This window comes from Hwanghaeella sp. 1Z406, from assembly GCF_048892425.1.
Lineage (GTDB): Bacteria > Pseudomonadota > Alphaproteobacteria > UBA8366 > Aestuariispiraceae > Pacificispira.
In genome coordinates this window covers 53,694-73,469 of the sequence record NZ_JBLZHU010000006.1, presented here as the reverse complement: position 1 = coordinate 73,469, position 19,776 = coordinate 53,694, and the positions used below count along the sequence as shown (strand labels likewise).

Annotated in this window: 18 protein-coding genes and 2 tRNA genes; all 20 read right to left on the bottom strand. The window is 54.5% G+C overall.

Going from position 1 to position 19,776, the window contains the following annotated elements; translation table 11 throughout:
• Nucleotide 1: 1 nt before the first annotated feature.
• Nucleotides 2-1,996: an NADH-quinone oxidoreductase subunit L gene (gene nuoL / locus ACOSDR_RS12950; RefSeq protein ID WP_420731539.1), complete on the bottom strand. Its 1,995-nt coding sequence runs from the start codon at nucleotides 1,994-1,996 to the stop codon at nucleotides 2-4.
• Between the two features lie 13 nt (nucleotides 1,997-2,009).
• On the bottom strand, nucleotides 2,010-2,318 hold the full coding sequence (gene nuoK, locus ACOSDR_RS12945; protein WP_420723875.1) for an NADH-quinone oxidoreductase subunit NuoK: 309 nt from the start codon (nucleotides 2,316-2,318) through the stop codon (nucleotides 2,010-2,012).
• Nucleotides 2,319-2,333: 15 nt separating this feature from the next.
• Nucleotides 2,334-2,942 (bottom strand): NADH-quinone oxidoreductase subunit J, encoded by a 609-nt coding sequence (locus ACOSDR_RS12940; RefSeq protein WP_420723874.1) that lies wholly within the window; start codon nucleotides 2,940-2,942, stop codon nucleotides 2,334-2,336.
• A gap of 49 nt (nucleotides 2,943-2,991) precedes the next feature.
• Complete coding sequence (nuoI, locus tag ACOSDR_RS12935) at nucleotides 2,992-3,480, bottom strand: NADH-quinone oxidoreductase subunit NuoI (RefSeq protein ID WP_420723873.1); 489 nt, start codon at nucleotides 3,478-3,480, stop codon at nucleotides 2,992-2,994.
• A 19-nt stretch (nucleotides 3,481-3,499) separates the two neighbouring features.
• The gene (gene nuoH / locus ACOSDR_RS12930; protein WP_420723872.1) at nucleotides 3,500-4,546 is read right to left on the bottom strand and encodes an NADH-quinone oxidoreductase subunit NuoH; all 1,047 of its coding nucleotides are present in this window, start codon (nucleotides 4,544-4,546) and stop codon (nucleotides 3,500-3,502) included.
• Nucleotides 4,539-6,620, bottom strand: coding sequence for an NADH-quinone oxidoreductase subunit NuoG (gene nuoG, locus ACOSDR_RS12925; protein ID WP_420731538.1), 2,082 nt, complete (start codon nucleotides 6,618-6,620; stop codon nucleotides 4,539-4,541). Before nuoG ends, nuoH begins: the two co-directional genes overlap by 8 nt.
• A gap of 16 nt (nucleotides 6,621-6,636) precedes the next feature.
• Nucleotides 6,637-7,947: an NADH-quinone oxidoreductase subunit NuoF gene (gene nuoF / locus ACOSDR_RS12920; RefSeq protein ID WP_420731537.1), complete on the bottom strand. Its 1,311-nt coding sequence runs from the start codon at nucleotides 7,945-7,947 to the stop codon at nucleotides 6,637-6,639.
• Nucleotides 7,948-7,959: 12 nt separating this feature from the next.
• The gene (gene nuoE, locus ACOSDR_RS12915) at nucleotides 7,960-8,565 is read right to left on the bottom strand and encodes an NADH-quinone oxidoreductase subunit NuoE (protein WP_420723868.1); all 606 of its coding nucleotides are present in this window, start codon (nucleotides 8,563-8,565) and stop codon (nucleotides 7,960-7,962) included.
• 32 nt (nucleotides 8,566-8,597) lie between these two features.
• Entirely contained in the window at nucleotides 8,598-9,746 is a 1,149-nt protein-coding gene (locus ACOSDR_RS12910) for an NADH-quinone oxidoreductase subunit D (protein ID WP_420731651.1), read from the bottom strand.
• Between the two features lie 83 nt (nucleotides 9,747-9,829).
• The gene (locus tag ACOSDR_RS12905; RefSeq protein WP_420723867.1) at nucleotides 9,830-10,462 is read right to left on the bottom strand and encodes an NADH-quinone oxidoreductase subunit C; all 633 of its coding nucleotides are present in this window, start codon (nucleotides 10,460-10,462) and stop codon (nucleotides 9,830-9,832) included.
• A 51-nt stretch (nucleotides 10,463-10,513) separates the two neighbouring features.
• Nucleotides 10,514-11,059: a NuoB/complex I 20 kDa subunit family protein gene (locus tag ACOSDR_RS12900; protein WP_420723866.1), complete on the bottom strand. Its 546-nt coding sequence runs from the start codon at nucleotides 11,057-11,059 to the stop codon at nucleotides 10,514-10,516.
• Nucleotides 11,050-11,415, bottom strand: a complete 366-nt coding sequence (locus ACOSDR_RS12895; protein WP_420723865.1) for an NADH-quinone oxidoreductase subunit A — start codon at nucleotides 11,413-11,415, stop codon at nucleotides 11,050-11,052. The genes ACOSDR_RS12900 and ACOSDR_RS12895 overlap by 10 nt, the downstream gene beginning before the upstream one ends.
• A gap of 318 nt (nucleotides 11,416-11,733) precedes the next feature.
• Nucleotides 11,734-11,810 (bottom strand) — tRNA-Asp (locus ACOSDR_RS12890).
• A 134-nt stretch (nucleotides 11,811-11,944) separates the two neighbouring features.
• Nucleotides 11,945-12,295 carry a cupin domain-containing protein gene (locus tag ACOSDR_RS12885; RefSeq protein WP_420731536.1) on the bottom strand — a complete coding sequence of 117 codons (351 nt, stop codon included), beginning with the start codon at nucleotides 12,293-12,295 and terminating at the stop codon, nucleotides 11,945-11,947.
• Between the two features lie 69 nt (nucleotides 12,296-12,364).
• Nucleotides 12,365-12,440: transfer RNA gene (locus ACOSDR_RS12880), tRNA-Val, on the bottom strand.
• Between the two features lie 135 nt (nucleotides 12,441-12,575).
• A complete protein-coding gene (locus ACOSDR_RS12875) occupies nucleotides 12,576-12,848 on the bottom strand; it encodes an HU family DNA-binding protein (RefSeq protein WP_420723863.1) in 273 nt (90 codons plus the stop codon).
• A gap of 261 nt (nucleotides 12,849-13,109) precedes the next feature.
• Nucleotides 13,110-15,527 carry an endopeptidase La gene (gene lon, locus ACOSDR_RS12870; protein ID WP_420723862.1) on the bottom strand — a complete coding sequence of 806 codons (2,418 nt, stop codon included), beginning with the start codon at nucleotides 15,525-15,527 and terminating at the stop codon, nucleotides 13,110-13,112.
• 324 nt (nucleotides 15,528-15,851) lie between these two features.
• A complete protein-coding gene (gene clpX, locus ACOSDR_RS12865) occupies nucleotides 15,852-17,120 on the bottom strand; it encodes an ATP-dependent Clp protease ATP-binding subunit ClpX (RefSeq protein WP_420723861.1) in 1,269 nt (422 codons plus the stop codon).
• A gap of 312 nt (nucleotides 17,121-17,432) precedes the next feature.
• Complete coding sequence (gene clpP / locus ACOSDR_RS12860) at nucleotides 17,433-18,074, bottom strand: ATP-dependent Clp endopeptidase proteolytic subunit ClpP (RefSeq protein WP_420724110.1); 642 nt, start codon at nucleotides 18,072-18,074, stop codon at nucleotides 17,433-17,435.
• Nucleotides 18,075-18,305: 231 nt separating this feature from the next.
• Nucleotides 18,306-19,730, bottom strand: coding sequence for a trigger factor (gene tig, locus ACOSDR_RS12855; RefSeq protein ID WP_420731535.1), 1,425 nt, complete (start codon nucleotides 19,728-19,730; stop codon nucleotides 18,306-18,308).
• Nucleotides 19,731-19,776 lie beyond the last annotated feature (46 nt).

Genomic DNA, 19,776 nt, shown 5'->3' with positions numbered 1-19,776 from the left:
CTTAGTGAGCCAACAAATAGAAGCTGATCAGCACAACAACACCGATCAACATGGCGAATGCGTAGTGGTACAGATAACCGCTTTGCAGCAGGCTGATCCGCCCGGCGAGGATTGACGTGCTCTTTGCCACGCCATCCGGGCCCAGGCCATCGATGACGTCGCCATCCCCCCGTTTCCAGAACAGCCGCCCAAGGGCAAAGCATGGCCGGACGAAGAGGAAGTCATACAATTCATCAAAGTACCATTTGTTAAACGAGAATTGGTAGAACGGACCCCAGAAGCGGCCGATGGACTTGCCGCGCTCCAAACCGCCGCGATAGACCCAAATCGCCCCAAAGATCCCGATAAGCCCGACCACCAAGGGTGCCACTTTTACCCAGATCGGCACATGGTGGGCATTTTCCAGCGCCTGATGGCTCTCAAGGATCAGGATCGAATCCCCCCAGAATTCCTGGAAATGATGACCCGTGAAATACGGTGCGAAGACAATGCCTGCAAAGACGGCACCAATCGCCAATACATACAGTGGCACCAGCATGACATTGGGCGATTCATGAACATGGGCCATGACCTTCTCATCACCGCGCGCCGGGGTATGGAACGTCATCCACAACAGGCGCCAGGAATAGAAGGCTGTCATTATGGCTGCAGCAATGCCCAACCAGAAGGCATAACGGCCGATCCCTGTCTCCGCCGCATAGGCGCTTTCAAGTATAGCGTCCTTGGAGAAAAAGCCTGCAAAGCCGATGGATGTGCCCGGAATACCAATCCCCGTCAGCGCCAGGGAGCCAATCCACATCATCAGCATGGTCTTTTTGATATAGGGGGCAAGACCACCCATCTTGCGCATATCCTGCTCGTCGGAGACGGCATGAATCACCGCGCCTGCGCCCAAGAACAACAAGGCCTTGAAGAAGGCATGCGTGAACAGATGGAACATCGCTGCGGGATAAGCCGATACCCCGGCGGCAAAGAACATATAGCCAAGCTGAGAGCAGGTGGAATAGGCAATCACCCGCTTGATATCGTTTTGCGTCAGCCCGATTGTCGCGGCAAAGAATGCCGTCGAAGCCCCGACAAAGGTCACGACCATCAGGGCGGTTTCCGAATATTCAAAAATCGGCGACAGACGGCACACCATGAAGACGCCAGCCGTCACCATGGTCGCGGCGTGGATCAGCGCGGAAACGGGCGTTGGCCCCTCCATCGCATCGGGCAGCCATGTATGCAGCCCCAATTGCGCCGATTTCCCCATCGCGCCCATGAACAACAGCAGACAGACCGCCGTCACGGCTTCCTGTCCGGTCAGCGTGAACCACAGGAAATTGAAGCTGGTCGCTGTACCACCATCTCCAACAATGCCTGGGATCGCATTGAAAACACTGTCAAAAGACAGCGATCCGGTCAGAATGAACACACCGAATATGCCCAGCGCAAACCCGAAATCCCCGACGCGGTTGACGACAAATGCCTTAATCGCCGCCGCATTGGCAGAAGGCTTCTTGTACCAGAACCCAATCAACAGATACGACGCCAGACCGACGCCTTCCCAGCCAAAGAACATCTGAACCAGGTTATCGGCCGTCACCAGCATCAGCATCATAAAGGTAAACAGGCTCAGATAAGCCTGGAACCGGGGAATGCTGGGATCATGGTGCATGTATCCGATGGAATAGATATGCACCAGGGACGACACCGTGGTGATCACCACCAGCATGACGCCCGTCAGCGTATCGATGCGCAGCGCCCAATCAAAAGAAAAATTCCCGACCGTCACCCAGCGCAGCAATTCAACCGTATAGGCCTTGTCGGTCGGATCTTCCGCCAGAATGCCAACCTTGATAAAGACGATCCAGGCCAGAATGGCCGACAGCACCAACAGGCCGGAAGAGACGATCTGTGCGAACACATCCCCCTTATGCCCGCCAATGGCGCGCCCGGCAAAGCCAGCAACCAATGCCCCGATCAGCGGCAGAAATACGATGAGTGATTCCATGGGAGTACCGCCCCTAACCCTTCATGTTGCTGACATCGTCAACCGCGATAGACGCGCGGTTACGATAGAAGACGACCAGGATGGCAAGGCCGATTGCGGCCTCTGCCGCCGCCACGGTCAAGACGAACATGGCAAAGATCTGACCCGTCAGGTCCTGCAAGAAGGCCGAGAAAGCGACCAGATTGATATTCACGGCCAACAGCATCAATTCGACCGACATCAAGATCACAATCACGTTCCGGCGGTTCAAAAAGATGCCAAACAGCCCCAATGTGAACAGCACGGCCGCAACAGCGAGATAATGTGAAAGTCCGATTTCCATATCCGTCGTTCCCCGCTATATGCCGCTGCCAGAGTCGACCTTGACCACGATCAGCTCATCCTTGGAAGAGCGTGACACCTGATCGGCGATAACCTGCTTTTTGACACCGGCGCGCTGACGCAAGGTCAATACAATCGCCCCCATCATCGCGACCAACAGGATCAGGCTGGCCCCCTGAAACAGATAGATGTAGTCGGTATAGATAATCTGGCCGATGCTGCGTGTATTGCTGACCGCGCCAACGACAGGCCCCAGGGTAATTTCAGACATTTGCGGGCCCAAGGTCCAGGATGTCGCTACCAGCGCCAGTTCCAGGAACAGGATGCCGCCCAATGTTGCACCCAGATAGACATAGTTCTTAACGCCGCGTCGCAATTCGACGAAATTGACGTCCAGCATCATCACGACGAACAGGAACAGGACCGCGACCGCGCCGACATAAACGACGACAAGGATCATCGCCAGAAACTCAGCCCCGATCAGCACGAACAATCCCGCCGCATTGAAGAAAGCCAGGATCAGGAACAGGACCGAATGCACGGGGTTGCGCGATGTTATCACCATCACGGCACACGCCACGCAGATCGCGGCAAATATGTAAAACATGAACCCGGCGAATGCCATTGGTTCCCCCCTCGGTTTCAATCAATCGGTACGCAGACCCGCAAGCGGTTTAGCGGTACGGCGCGTCCAATTCAAGGTTAGCAGCGATCTCCGATTCCCAACGGTCCCCATTCGCAAGGAGCTTATCCTTGTTATAGAACAGTTCTTCGCGGGTTTCGGTCGCAAATTCGTAGTTCGGTCCTTCAACGATTGCATCCACCGGGCACGCCTCCTGGCAATAGCCGCAATAGATACATTTGGTCATGTCAATGTCATAGCGAGTCGTCCGGCGCGATCCATCGGCGCGCGGTTCGGCCTCAATCGTGATCGCCTGGGCGGGGCATACGGCCTCGCACAGTTTGCACGCGATGCAGCGCTCTTCCCCATTGGGATAGCGGCGCAGGGCATGTTCACCCCGGAAACGGGGGCTCAAGGGCCCCTTTTCATAAGGATAATTGATCGTGTGTTTGGGGCTGAACATCATCTTGAGAGTCAGCGCCATACCGCTGAGCAATTCAGCCAGCAGGAAAGATCGGGCAGTTCTGTCGAGGCTTGCCATCCAGCGTCTCTCCTTTCCTTTAATTCATGCCTTGGGGTAACAGGTCAAACGCGACCAGGAACCCGGCGGTTGCAATGACCCAGAACAGCGACAGGGGCAAGAATACCTTCCAGCCCAGACGCATCAATTGGTCATATCGATAGCGCGGAAATGTCGCGCGTACCCACAGGAAGATGAACAAAACGAAGGCAACCTTTATGGCAAACCAAATCGGTCCAGGCACCCAGGTGAAGGGCTGCGCATCCACCGGCGGCAACCAGCCCCCCAGGAATAGAACCACGGTCATCGCGCTCATCAAAATCATGTTGGCATATTCGCCCAGAAAGAACAGAGCAAAGGCCATCGCCGAATATTCGACGTTATAGCCTGAAACCAGCTCTGCTTCCGCTTCTGGCAAATCAAACGGCGCGCGGTTCGTTTCCGCCAGTGCCGAAATGATGAAGACCACAAACATCGGCAGCAGGGGCAGGAAGTACCAGTTCCAGAAACCACCCCCGGCCTGGGACCGCACAATGTCACTGAGGTTCAGCGACCCGACGCAGATCAGCACCGTCACGATCACAAATCCGATGGATACTTCGTAAGACACCATCTGCGCCGCAGAGCGCAATGCGCCTAGGAATGCGTATTTGGAGTTCGACGCCCAGCCCGCGATGATGATGCCATAAACGCCCAGCGATGAAATCGCGAAGAGATACAGAACCCCGACATTGATATCGGCCAGCACCATACCGTCATCAAACGGTATAACCGCCCAGGCGATTAGTGCCAGTACAAAGGTCAGCATCGGTGCAATCAGGAACAGGACCGGATTGGCACCTGCCGGGATGATGGTTTCCTTCATCAGCAGCTTTAACGCATCGGCGATGGGCTGTAACAGGCCAAAGGGTCCCACCACATTCGGGCCCTTGCGCAATTGCATCCAGCCGATGACCTTACGCTCTGCCAGCGTCAGATAGGCAACCGACAGCATAACCGGAATCATGATGCACAGGATCAGAAGAACCGTGATCAGCGTCGGCCAGACATAGCCAGACCACCAAATGCCGTCAAACAGGTCAGCCATGGGTCCCGGTCCCCTTCCCGTTGCGGTCCAGCACAAATGTCTGTGTGCATTCCGCCATCGTCTCCGACGCCCGCGAAATCGGGTCGGTCATATAAAAATTCTCAATCGGCGTGGTGAATGCGGCCGCGTCCATTGCGCCGGGCGTGCCAAAATCAGCCCAGCTTGCAGCTTCCGCATCATCAATGCGCGCCAGATGCGGATGGGCCCCGCGCATCGCCATGCGCAATTCGTCAAAACTGATCCAGGGTAAAGGTTTACCCACTGTTTCGGACAGGGCCCTTATAATCGCCCAGTCGTCCTTTGCTTCGCCTGGTGGGAAGGTCGCCCGGCGGGCCAGTTGAACGCGCCCTTCCGTGTTCACATAGGTCGCATTCTTTTCCGTATAGGCCGCGCCCGGGAAGATCACATCGGCGACATGCGCACCCTTATCTCCGTGGTGACCGTGATAGACGACAAAGGCACCACTGTCTTTCAACGGGGCCAGGTCCATTTCATCGGTTCCCAACAGATAGACCAGCTTAATCGCGCCCGTTACCGCACCAGCCAGAATGCCGTCACGATCAGCCCCCTTGTCGCCAGGGACAAATCCGACATCCAGCGCCCCAACGCGGCTGGCCGCTGTGTGCAGAACGTTAAAGCCGTTCCAGTCTTCTTTAATCATGCCGCACATATCGGCAATTTTCTTTGCTGCGGCCAGAACTGCAGCGCCATCTTTACGCGCAAGCGCCCCCTGCCCCACGATGATCATCGGGTTCTCAGCAGATTTCAAAATTTCTGCAAAAGGATGACTGCCATCGGCGACTTCGCTCAAAGTCTCAGGGCCAGCCCCCAGATAGTCGCTGTCATAGGTTGTTTTGATCTGTTCGCCTATGGTCGCAACCTGCATTGCACCGGTCAGCCACCGCTTGCGAATGCGGGCATTAATAATCGGGGCTTCCCACCGAATATTGGCCCCCACGATCAACAGCGCATCAGCCTGTTCAATCCCGGCAATGGTGGTGTTAAAAATGTAACCAGCACGCACGCCTGCGTCTAGCTTGGCCCCATCCTGACGGCAATCCAGATTGGGGGATCCCAGCATCTCCATCAGCATCTTCAGAGAATAGACGCTTTCCACACAGGCCTGATCCCCCGTCAGGGCAGCCATCTGCTCGCCCTTCAAACCATTAGCCGCCTTTGCCACCGCAGCCATGGCATCCTGCCAGCTTGCCGGTTTCAGCTTGCCATCCATGCCCCGGATATAGGGCTTGTCCAGACGCTGACGCCGCAGCCCGTCACAGGCATAGCGCGTTTTGTCGGAAATCCATTCCTCGTTCACGTCTTCGTTCAGACGTGGCAGGACCCGCAGCACCTCATTGCCCCGCGCATCGACGCGGATGTTGGAGCCAACGGCATCCATCACATCCACGCTTTCGGTCTTTTTCAATTCCCAGGGACGTGCATTGTATTGATAAGGTTTCGACGTCAGGGCACCGACCGGGCACAAATCAATGACATTGGCGGATAATTCGCTGTCGACAGCCTGCTCCAGGCTGGAAATCTCTGCATTCTCACCGCGATTCAACAGGCCGATTTCTTCTGCACCAGCAACTTCCGCGACAAAACGCACACAGCGCGTGCAATGAATACACCGGGTCATGATCGTATTGATCAGCGGGCCCATATACTTGTCCTTCACCGCGCGCTTATTCTCGGTATAGCGAGACCCGTCGCGGCCAAAGGCCATGGCCTGATCCTGCAGGTCACATTCGCCGCCCTGGTCACAAATCGGGCAATCCAGCGGATGATTGATCAGCAAGAATTCCATCACGCCCTTGCGGGCCTTCACCACCATTTCAGATTCGGTGAGGATTTCCTGATTGGGGGCCACCGGCAGCGCACAGGAGGCAGCAGGTTTCGGCGGGCCCGGCTTCACCTCGACAAGGCACATACGGCAGTTGCCCGCGACCGACAGACGCTCATGATAGCAAAAGCGCGGCACTTCAACGCCGGCCTGCTCACAGGCCTGCAACACGGTCATGCCCTGCTCGACCTCTTGCTCTTGCCCGTTAATCTTGATCGTTATCGTCGCCATATCGAGCGCCCTATCCTTATTCAGCCGCGACCGCGCCAACAGCGACGCGGATACGGTTTTTGATGCGATCTTCGATTTCGTCGCGGAAATGGCGGACCAGCCCCTGGATCGGCCAGGCGGCGGCATCGCCAAGCGCGCAGATCGTGTGACCTTCCACCTGTTTGGTGACTTCCAGCAGGGTGTCGATCTCTTCGATCTCTGCCTGCCCCTTAACCAGGCGTTCCATCACGCGCCACATCCAGCCTGTGCCTTCGCGGCACGGTGTGCATTGGCCACAGCTTTCATGCTTATAGAAATAGCTCAATCGGGCGATCGCCTTGATGACATCAGTGGATTGATCCATCACGATCACAGCCGCCGTGCCCAGACCGGATTTTTGTTCCTTCAGCGCATCGAAATCCATCAGCACCGTGTCACAGATATCCTTGGGCAGCAGCGGCACGGAGGATCCACCCGGGATCACTGCTTTCAGATTATCCCAGCCGCCGCGCACGCCGCCGCAATGCCGTTCCAGCAGTTCTTTCAGCGGGATCGACATGGCTTCTTCAACGTTGCAGGGCTTCTCTACATGGCCGGACACACAGAACAGCTTGGTACCAGCATTGTTTTCGCGACCAAAGCCCAGGAACCATTCGGCCCCACGGCGCAGGATGGCCGGCGCAACAGCGATGCTCTCCACGTTATTCACTGTGGTTGGGCAACCATACAGGCCCGCCATGGCCGGGAAAGGCGGCTTCAGGCGCGGTTGGCCCTTCTTGCCTTCCAGGCTTTCCAACAGCGCGGTTTCTTCACCACAGATATAAGCGCCGGCGCCATGATGGATATAGATATCAAACGGATAATCGCTACCACAGGCCTTCGGGCCGACCAGACCAGCCTCATAGGCTTCGGCGACGGCCTTTTCCAGAATGTTATATTCATAGCGATATTCGCCGCGAATATAGACATAGCAATGATGCGCGCCCATCGCGATGGAAGCCAGCAGGCAGCCTTCGATAAAGGTATGGGGATCATTGCGCATGATCTCCCGGTCCTTACAGGTGCCGGGCTCTGATTCATCAGCATTCACGACCAGATAGGACGGTTTGTCCGACGTGGCCTTGGGCATGAATGACCATTTAAGGCCGGTCGGGAACCCTGCCCCACCGCGCCCGCGCAGGCCGGATGCCTTCACGATCTCAACAATCTTGTCACGACCAAGGTCAATCAACGCCTTGGTATTGTCCCAGGCACCGCGCTTTTTCGCCGATTCCAAGTTCCACGAATGATATCCGTAAAGATTCTTGAAAATCCGGTCTTCGTCTTGAAGTGGCGACCAATCTGGCATCTGTCGGCCCCCTTAGCTTCTGATCTGCGGCGCAGGGCCGGTTTGCAGGGTTTGTGGGCCACCCTCTGGCTCAGAGCCGGAGCGTCCATTCTGAGGACCGGGCGTCACCGCCTCCCCCTTAGCCAATTTATCAATCAGGCCCGTCATGATCTCAGGCGTCAGATCTTCGAAATAGTCATCATTGATCTGAACCATCGGCGCATTACAGCAGGCCCCCAGGCATTCAACCTCTGTCAGGGTGAATTTCTTATCCTGCGTGGTCTGTCCCGCATGAATGCCAAGCTTCGTTTCAATCGCGGACTTGATGTCTTCTGCACCACGCAACATGCAGGGCGTTGTTCCGCACAGTTGAATGTGAAATTCGCCAACCGGTTCCAGATTGATCTGGGTGAAGAAACTGGCAACCTCCATCACACGGATATAGGGCATATCCAGCATTTCAGAGATTGTGCGCATAACCGCTTCGTCGCAATAGTGGCCCTGATCGTGGCGTTGCTCCTGCGCCAGGAACAACAAGGCGAGCACGGCAGACTGCTGACGCCCTTGCGGATATTTCGCAATATTCCGCTGGGCTTCCTTCAGGAAGTCGCCGGTGAATTCAAAGCTCTCAGCACTCATCGTCTAACCTACCCTTACAGGACAAACCGTGATTAACGGTCGATCTCTCCAAACACGACATCGAAAGAGCCCAGCACGGCCACCGAATCGGCCAGCATATGTCCCTTACAGACGTGATCCATTACCTGCAGATGCGCAAAGCCCGGTGCCCGGATTTTACAGCGATACGGCTTGTTCGTCCCATCGGAGACCAGATAGACGCCAAACTCCCCTTTGGGTGCTTCGACGGCTGTATAGGTTTCCCCCTCCGGCACGTGGAAGCCTTCGGTATACAGTTTGAAGTGATGGATCAATGCTTCCATCGACCGCTTCATATCACCCCGTCGTGGTGGGGCAACCTTCGTGTTTTCCGTTAAGACGGACCCGCTGGGCATATCCCGCAGACATTGTTTAATAATCGACAGGGATTGCCGCATTTCCTCAACCCGAACCAGATACCGGCTATAGCAATCACCGGTCTTGCCGGTTGGGATATCAAAATCCAAGCGGTCATAGACCTCGTAAGGTTGCGACTTGCGCAAGTCCCAGGCAACACCGGACGCCCGCAATACCGGCCCGGTCAGGCCCCAGGCCATGGCGTCTTCTGGCGAAATAATCCCGATATCGACGGACCGCTGTTTAAAGATACGATTTTCCGTCAGCATGTTTTCCAGATCGTCGATGAATTTCGGAAAACCATCGACCCATTCGGAAATCTTCTCCGCCATCAGGGGCGGCATATCCTGGTGAACGCCGCCGACACGATAGAAGGCAGCGTGCATCCGCGCACCGCAAACGCCTTCATAAAACTCCATCAGCTTTTCGCGCTCTTCAAACGCCCACAACATCGGCGTCATGGCCCCGACATCCAGGGCATAGGCGGGCACGTTCAGCAGATGGTTCAAAATCCGGCTGATCTCGTCAAACAAGACGCGCATATATTGGCCACGCAAGGGCACTTCCAGACCCAACAGACGCTCTGTCGCCAGACAGAAGGCATGCTCCTGTGCCATCGGGGCCACATAGTCCAACCGATCAAAATACGGTATCGCCTGAAGATAGGTTTTATACTCGATCAGCTTTTCCGTGCCACGATGCAACAGGCCGATATGCGGATCCAGGCGCTCGATCACCTCTCCATCCATCTCCATCACCATGCGCAACACGCCGTGGGCCGCAGGATGCTGGGGGCCGAAATTCATCGTCAGAGTTTTGATGGTCGGATCCTGATCGGTCCCACCCAGGGCCTTGCTTGCAAGACTTCTATCGAACGGCTCGGTGAGGCTCATGCCTTATCCCCTTCCGCCTGCTCTTCGGCTTTCTCATCACCCGGCAGTTTCGGGGTCATCCCCTCCCACGGGCTCATAAAGTCGAAGCTACGGAATTCCTGTGTCAGTTTGACGGGTTCATAGACGACCCGGCGCTGTTCTTCGTCATACCGCAATTCAACAAAACCGGTCAGCGGGAAATCACGACGCTGAGGGTGCCCATCAAAACCATAATCCGTCAGAATGCGGCGCAGGTCCGGGTGATCGCCAAAGAACACACCATACATGTCCCAGACTTCACGCTCGTACCAATCTGCCGCCGGCCAGATCGACACAACGGACGGTACCGTCGTATCCGCATCGGCGATAACCTTCACGCGACAGCGGATATTATGCTTCATGCTCAACAGGTTATAGACGACTTCAAACCGCTTTTCGCGCTCTGGAAAATCAACACCGCAAATGTCGACCAACTGGCTGAACAGGCAATGCGAATCATCGCGCAGAAACTTACACAGTTTCAGTAAATTCTGGCACGAGATTGTCACTACCAGTTCCCCATTGATCAGGGTTTGGCTGTGCATCTGCTCACCGAATTTGGACTCGATATACGCCCCAAGGTCTCTCAAGGCTTCGCGTGTCGCGCTCATGATCACCCTAACATCATATCAAAACGGACTGACATGCCATCCCGACACCGCTTATCGCAGGATCGTTCCAGTACGCCGAATTTTCTTTTGCAATTGCAGCACACCATAGACCAAAGCTTCAGCGGTGGGTGGGCATCCAGGCACATAGATATCGACCGGGACGATTCGGTCACAGCCCCGCACGACAGAATAGCTATAGTGATAATAGCCACCGCCATTCGCACAAGACCCCATGGAAATCACCCAACGTGGCTCTGCCATCTGGTCATAAACCTTGCGCAGCGCCGGTGCCATTTTATTGGTCAGCGTTCCGGCAACGATCATGACATCTGACTGACGGGGACTGCCCCGCGGAACGACACCAAACCGGTCCAGGTCATAGCGCGGCATATAGGCATGCATCATTTCTACAGCGCAACAGGCCAGACCGAAGGTCATCGGCCACAGCGACCCTGTACGCGCCCAGTTGACCAGCTTGTCCAGGTTAGCGACGACAAAGCCCTTGTCCTGCAGTGCGTCGGTAACCGCATCCAGCGCCAGATCCTGACCGGGGCCAGGCGGCAGCACGGTTTCTCGTTGACCGGTGGTTACTCCCATTCCAGTGCCCCTTTGCGCCATTCGTAGATAAAACCAACAGTCAACACGCCCAGAAAGACCACCATCGACCAGAAACCGAACAATCCGATATCCCCTAAGGCGACAGCCCAGGGAAAGAGGAATGCAACTTCCAGATCAAAAATGATAAAAAGCAATGTGACCAGGTAGAACCGGACATCGAACCGCGACCGCGCGTCGTCAAACGCCTCAAAGCCGCATTCATAGGCCGATAATTTTTCGGAGTCGGGATGCTGTTTCGCGGCAATCATGCTGCCACCCACCATGAGTATCGCAATGCCCATCGCGATCCCAAGGAAAACCAAGATTGGGAAGTATTGGCTCAGCAGCTCTTCCATCGCGGTCTCCGCACCGGTTAAAGGGGGATACGAGGCAGCTTGAATAACGCCCCACAATCCCCATGTCCCAAAACGGTTCAGCTGATCACCCTTTAAACCAGGGAAGACTGAACACGCCCTTCTAACGCAACGCCATTTCGCACGCCGGACCGGTCCGGTCAAGGCTTCGCGTGCCATCCCAACCCCTGACGATGGTTTACTATAGTAGCTGTTGGTGGGACTTAAAAGTCTCCAAACATGACGAATTGACGCGCCGCAGCATATAAATACGGAACCCCTGATGGAGTTCCGCAAAACATTTGAAATTATTTAAGAAAATGGCGGGAGTGACGGGGCTCGAACCCGCGACCTCCGGCGTGACAGGCCGGCACTCTAACCAACTGAGCTACACCCCCGCATGGGTGGCTGAGCAACGATCCGTCCTCAGCGAGACGGGTGATATTGCACCACCTCCCCCCTGTCAAGCAACCAACGACGCGCATGACATATTTTTTGCAAGAAAAAGCGGGGGAGTGCGAAAATCGGGCGTTTATAGCTTTTCTTTTTTTGCCGCGGTTCCCGCGTCACCGGTATTGGGTACCCCCTGAGGTTCAATCAACAGCAGATGTGATTCCACTTCCGCCACTGGTCGGTGCTCAACACCTTTTGGCACGACATATAAATCTCCAGCCTCCAGGATCACATCTCCGGCCTTCATTTGGATAACAACGCGCCCTTGTAGAACATAGAAAAAATCATCCGTATCCGGGTGAGAATGCCACACAAACTCCCCCATTACCTTAACCACCATGACATCGTGACCGTTAAAAGCAGCCACAATCTTTGGGGACCAATGTTCTGAAAACATTGCTAATTTTTGATTTAGGTTTACTGCAGTCATGCTGCGTCCTCCCCATTTGATAAAAACAGGTAAGAGCTATCACAGGGTCAACAGTTGGAAAAGGTCACATGGTGGGCGGTGACGGGATCGAACCGCCGACCCTCTCGGTGTAAACGAGATGCTCTGCCAGCTGAGCTAACCGCCCATGTGTGAGGGGGTCTATAGCGTGCCTTTGGCGAAGGATCAAACCTTGCTTTCAAAAAAAATCAACCGCCCTCAAAATTTATGAGAGCGGTTGGTTTTAATTCGTTGAAACAGTTGCCTGCTTCGATTCGCGGTCTTAGTTGACGGCGTCCTTCAAACCTTTACCAGCCTTGAATTTCGGCTGATTGGATGCCGGAATGTTGATTTCCGCACCGGTCTGAGGATTGCGGCCTTTAGACGCTGCACGCTTGCTAACAGCAAATGTACCAAATCCTACGATACGCACATCACCACCAGCTTTCAGCTGACCGGTAATGGCTTCGAGTACACCGTCAACCGCTTTAGCGGCATCGGCTTTGGACAGGCCGGCTGAATCGGCAACGGCAGCGACGAGATCGTTCTTATTCACAGGAACCCCCCTAATGTTTCGGGATGTTAAAAATTGGATAGGATTATCCGAACGAGGCAAAGTGTAAGGGTAATTGAGGATATCCGTCAACGCGAAACACTCAATTTCCCCCGGTTTTCTGCGGATTTTTAGATATCTTGTTTGTAAATTCGGTGTCGGGAGACCGAAATAAAATACAGGGCGTCGGTGTAGTAGCACCGACGCCCTGTTTTATACCATTTTCACCCGAACATTAGGGGAAACACCCCAAAATCTGGCATTCTAGTGGGCAATTGCTCCATCGCGGTCGTCCCCCGATTCGCGAGACCAAACCGGCGCATCCGCCCGTTCCTGATCTTCGGCGGACCATTCAATCGGCACCAAAGAGGAAACCAGGGCATGGCCTAGAACCTCATCGACCGTGCTGACCGGAATAATGGTCATGCCTTTGAGGACATTATCGGGAATGTCGGCCAGATCCTTTTCATTATCTTTCGGAATCAGGACCGTCTTGATTCCCCCACGCAAAGCGGCCAACAGTTTTTCTTTTAGACCACCGATAGGCAGAACGCGACCCCGCAGGGTGATTTCTCCGGTCATCGCCACATCCCGTTTCACCGGAACACTGGTCAGAATGGAAACGATTGCTGTGACCATCGCGACACCGGCCGAAGGACCATCTTTCGGAGTCGCCCCTTCCGGAACGTGAACATGGATATCGTTCTTGTTGAAGATGGTTGGCTTGATCCCGAAAGAGACAGCGCGGCTCTTGATCAGGTTCTCAGCTGCCTGAATGGACTCCTGCATCACATCGCCCAGTTTCCCGGTCTTTGTAACGCGGCCCTTACCAGGCACAAGAACCCCTTCGATCGACAACAACTCACCGCCGACTTCGGTCCAGGCCAGGCCAGTGACGACACCGACCATGTCTTCATCTTCAATCTCGCCAAAGCGGAATTTCCGAATTCCGGCATAGGTGCCCAGATTGTCCACATCAATGGCAACCGAATCACGCTCACCCATCATGATTTCCTTGATGGATTTACGGGCCAAATTCGCAATTTCCCGTTCCAGGCTTCGAACGCCGGCCTCCCGCGTGTAATAGCGGATCAGATCCCGCAGCGCTTCGTCTGTGATCGACCATTCTTTCTCGGTCAGACCGTTTTCACCGCGCTGTTTGCTGATCAGATGGCGCTTGGCGATTTCAACCTTTTCATCCTCGGTATAACCAGGAATGCGGATGATCTCCATGCGGTCCATCAAAGGCTGGGGCATCCGCAAGGTATTGGCGGTCGTCACGAACATGACGTCGGACAGATCATAATCCACTTCCAGATAATGATCGTTGAACGTGCTGTTCTGTTCAGGATCCAAGACCTCCAGCAGAGCCGAAGATGGATCCCCACGCCAGTCAGCGCCCAGTTTGTCAATTTCATCCAGCAGGAAAAGCGGGTTGGACTTTTTCGCCTTCTTCATGCCCTGGATAACCTTGCCCGGCATTGACCCGATATAGGTCCGACGGTGTCCGCGCACTTCCGACTCGTCGCGCACGCCGCCCAGGCTCATCCGCACAAAGGAACGTCCCGTCGACTTCGCAATCGATTTACCCAGTGACGTTTTACCCACACCCGGCGGGCCAACGAGGCACAGGATCGGGCCTTTAAGTTTCTTCTGGCGCGCCTGAACCGCAAGATATTCCAGAATCCGTTCCTTAACCTTCTCTAGGCCATAGTGATCGGTATCCAGCGTTTCCTTCGCTTCGCGCAGATCGGTTTTAACCTTGGACCGCTTCTTCCACGGGATCGACAACAGCCAGTCCAGATAGTTCCGCACCACCGTTGCTTCCGCAGACATCGGGCTCATGGAGCGCAGTTTCTTCAACTCGCCCAGCGCCTTTTCTTTCGCTTCCTTGGACAGGCGGGTCTTTTCAATCTGCTCTTCCAGTTCGGACAGTTCGTCCTTGCCGTCTTCGCCCTCACCCAATTCCTTCTGGATCGCCTTCATCTGTTCGTTCAGATAATATTCGCGCTGGGTCTTCTCCATTTGCCGCTTAACGCGGTTGCGGATGCGCTTTTCAACCTGAAGAACGCTGATCTCGCCTTCCATGAAGCCGAAGATTTTTTCCATGCGCAGCGAAACCGTTTCCAGTTCCAGCAAATCCTGCTTGTCAGAAATTTTCAGCGTCAGGTGCTGCGCGACAGTATCGGCCAAGCGGGATGCTTCTTCGATCTGATTGATCGAAATCATCACCTCTGCCGGAACTTTTTTGTTCAGTTTGATATATTGTTCAAACTGACCAACCACGGCGCGGCTCAGGGCCTGCAGGTCCGCTTCGGGTTCTTCGGGATCATCAATCATTTCCGCCTGAACCTGGAAGAAATCATCCGTGGCGGTGAATTGTGTGATCCGGGCGCGCTGCACCCCTTCGACCAGCACCTTCACGGTGCCATCGGGCAATTTCAAAAGCTGCAGAACAGTCGCGACCGTTCCGACATCATAGATATCATCCGCTTTGGGATCGTCTTCGCCCGCATTCTTCTGGGTGACCAACAGGATTTGTTTGTCATCCTGCATGACATCTTCCAGGGCGCGCACAGATTTATCGCGCCCCACAAACAGCGGCACGATCATATGAGGGAAAACCACAATGTCGCGCAATGGCAGGACAGGCAATTCCACGGCGGTTTTGAGTTCTTGCATAATCATTCTCTCCATGGCGCGGGGTCATTCAGGGAATGAAATCCCGCGCGTTTTTATAATCGGGTGTGTGAGACAAAATCACAGAGATTGTGCGTGTCCTTACCCGGAGACCAAACGGCTGAAGGCGCCATCTTGAACTCAAAGACCCACGCCAGCCGGGCCTTACTAATAGTGGGGCTGTTTGCCCCACACTTCAAGCAAAGCATAACGGAATTCCGGCATTTTTTCGCAGTTTTGCTCATTTGAATACGGATTATGAAAACAAAAGAACCGCGCTGTGGACAAGTCCATCAGGCGCGGTCCAAATGCATCAGCAAACCTCAATTAAGAAGCATTGCTTTCGACTTCATTCTTGCGATCAGAATAGATGTAGAGCGGCTCTGCCCGACCTTCGACGACTTCCTTATTGATCACGATTTCCTCCACCCCTTCCAGGCTGGGCAGGTCATACATCGTATCCAATAGGATCGCTTCCATGATGGAGCGCAAACCACGCGCGCCGGTCTTACGCTCAATCGCCCGTTTGGCAATTGCCAGCAAGGCATCAGCGGTAAATTCCAGACCGACATCTTCCATTTCAAACAGTTTCGCATACTGTTTGACCAGCGCATTGCGGGGCTTGGTCAGAATGTCGACCAATGCCTCTTCGTCCAGGTCTTCCAGGGTTGCGATCATCGGCACACGGCCAACGAATTCCGGAATAAGGCCGAACTTAACCATATCTTCCGGTTCGACATCCCGCAGGATCACGCCGACCTTGCGGTCATCTTCGGATCGAACATCCGCGCCAAATCCAATGGAAGAGCCCTTACCGCGCGACGCAATAATCTTTTCCAGACCAGAGAAGGCGCCGCCACAGATGAACAGGATATTGGTCGTATCAACCTGCAGGAATTCCTGCTGTGGATGCTTGCGCCCCCCTTGCGGCGGCACAGAAGCCACCGTGCCTTCCATGATTTTCAGCAAGGCCTGCTGCACACCTTCGCCCGACACGTCCCGCGTGATCGAGGGATTGTCAGATTTGCGGGAAATTTTGTCGACCTCATCGATATACACGATGCCGCGCTGGGCGCGTTCGACATTGTAATCCGCAGATTGCAACAGCTTCAGGATGATGTTTTCGACATCTTCCCCAACATAGCCGGCTTCAGTCAGCGTCGTTGCATCCGCCATGGTGAACGGCACGTCCAGAATGCGCGCCAGGGTCTGGGCCAGCAGGGTTTTACCGCACCCGGTTGGGCCAACCAGCAGAATATTTGATTTCTGCAGTTCGACATCATTCTGCTTCTGACCATGGGCCAGACGTTTATAATGGTTATGCACCGCGACCGACAGGACGCGCTTGGCGTAATCCTGACCAATCACATAATCGTCGAGAACCTGACGGATATCCTGAGGTGTAGGCACCCCGTCCGATGTTTTCGAAACGCTGGATTTGTGATCTTCCCGGATAATATCCATGCACAATTCGACGCATTCGTCGCAAATGAACACAGTTGGTCCGGCGATCAGCTTGCGCACTTCGTGTTGGCTCTTACCGCAAAAGGAGCAGTAGAGCGTATTCTTTCCGTCGCTGCCGCTGGATTTGCTCATCGTCTTTCCGGTTCCTTACCGATCTTGCCGATCTTTTCAGTCATGCATACCGTCAATGCGTCCCACTGACCTCGTATCCAAACCGTATCGTAGACCTAGCGACCCACCCCCTCAAACGGAAAATCACGGATTCCCTTAGGTGTGTCGCGATTCTGTCATACACAGGCGGATCAAACGTGTGACCACAATGATGAAAGCACCTATTAACACCCTGATACTAGGGTATAAACGGCCTGCATCCCTGTTCATCAGCCAAATTCATGCGAAAATCCCTCAGAGGGTCGAATATCGGCCCCCTGAGGAGAATCGGGCTTACTTATCAGAATCACCTTCCGGCAAAGGGCGTTCATTGACGACTTCATCAATCAAGCCAAAGCTCTTTGCCTCTTCCGCGCTCATAAACTTATCGCGGTCCATTGCGGCTTCAATTTCTTTCAGACTGCGACCGGTATGATGAACGTAGATTCCGTTCAGGGTTTCCCGCATGCGCAGGATTTCCCGCGCCTGAATTTCGATATCTGTTGCCTGACCCTGGGCACCACCGGATGGCTGGTGCACCATGATTCGGCTGTATGGCAGCGAGAAACGCTTGCCCGCCTGCCCGGCCGTCAGCAACAACGACCCTGCGGAACAGGCCTGTCCCAGACATACGGTTGAAACGTCACAGCGGATATACTGCATGGTATCATAGACAGACATCGCAGATGTCACGACGCCGCCTGGTGAATTGATATAGAAGGAAATGTCCTTGGCGGGACTTTCTGACTCAAGGAACAACAACTGAGCGCACAGGAGGCTGGCGACATGATCATCAATGCCCCCTGTCAGAAAGATAATACGCTCCTTCAACAGGCGCGAATAAATGTCATAGGCGCGTTCACCGCGGTTGGTCTGCTCAACCACCATCGGCACCAGCGTGTTCATGTAAAGATCGACCGGATCGCGCATGGTAATACTCACTGCTCCCTAAAGCTATTTTCGTGAAATCCAACGGTCACCGACTGTGACCAGGATTCAGAGGCATCGCATCGTCCCCGTGACGATTGCGAGCCTCAGAGTTAATGGCTCAGGCCGGGATGTAAAGCCCCCGTCTATGGAAATCTGCACCGGGCGATGCGGAAACAAACGCCCCGGACGCGTATCTGGCATCCGGGGCGCTGCACTCACCGCATTGAACGGCAGGTTTTAGTCAGCAGATTTCTTCGCTGCGGCCTTCTTGGAGGCGGCCTTTTTCGCGGAAGATTTCTTTGCCGTTTTCTTGGCTTTCTTACCCTCTGCACCATCCGTGCTGTCGTCATCAGACTCCAGCAACTGATCGACCGGCAGGGACACATCCTTCACTGTCGCCAGTTCCAAAATGTAATCCACCGTCTTTTCTTCAAAGATCGGCGCCCGCAGGCTGTTCATCATTTCCGGCGATTTGGTGAAGTATTCGAACACTTCGCGTTCCTGACCCGGATACCGCTGGGCCTGACGGAACACCGCCTGTTGCAGCTCTTCCTGGGTGACTTCGACCTTGGCCATGTCGCCGACATGGCTCAACAACAGCCCCAGAAGCACGCGCCGTTTGGCGATATCGCGATATTCGGATTTCAGGACCTCTTCGTCCTTTTCCTTATCTTCCTCGTCGATATTGCCTTCTTCCTTGGCCTTGGTGAATTGCGTCCAGATCTGGTCAAATTCGCCTGTCACCATGCCTTCCGGCACTTCAAAGTCATGCTTTTCAAACAGGATATCCAGCAATTCGCGCTTGGTCTTGGCACGGGCCAGTTCCGCATATTCGCCTTCAATCCGGCTGCGCATCTGACCGCGCAGATCATCCAGTGATTCCAGACCCAGTTCCTTGGCGAATTCATCGTCCAGAACGCGATCGGTATATTCGTGGATTTCGTTGATTTTGCATTCGAACACAGCGGCTTTGCCCGCCAGATTCGCCGCGCCATACTCTTCAGGGAAAGATACGTTGACCGTCAGGTCCTCACCGGCCTTTTGACCGATCAACTGATCTTCAAACCCCGGGATGAATTGACCGCTGCCCAGTTCCAGACGGAAATCGGTTGCTTCACCGCCTTCAAATGCTTCGCCGTCGACAAAGCCCTTGAAATTCATGATCACGACATCGCCCGACTGGGTCTTGCGGTCTTTTTCGATCTTCTGGGTCGCACGATTGTTGCGCGCCAGTTCATCCATGGCGTTATTGACTTCTTCGTCCGTGATCTCCGGCTTATAGCGCGTCAGAGAAAGCGTAGAGAAATCAACCGGCTCAATTTCCGGCATAACATCCACAGCCATCGTATAGACCAGATCAGACCCTGGATCGAAGCTTGAGATTTCGATCTTCGGCTGCATGGCTGGTTTCAGCGAGCGTTCCGTCAAGACAGCCTGGCTGCTTTCAGAAACAGTGCCTTCCAGAATCTCGCCCAGCACGGATTGACCGAACCGCTGACGCAAGATCTTCATGGGCACTTTGCCCGGGCGAAAGCCTGGCATTTTTACAGTCTGCCCGACCTCGATTAGCTTCGTTTCGACCTTTTGATCGAGTTCATCCGCGGCGACCGTGATGGTGAATTCGCGGCTCAGACCTTCGTTCTTTGTTTCGACTACCTGCATGGGAGATTGGGCCCCGGCTCAATTTGTGTTTATGAAATCGCGATAC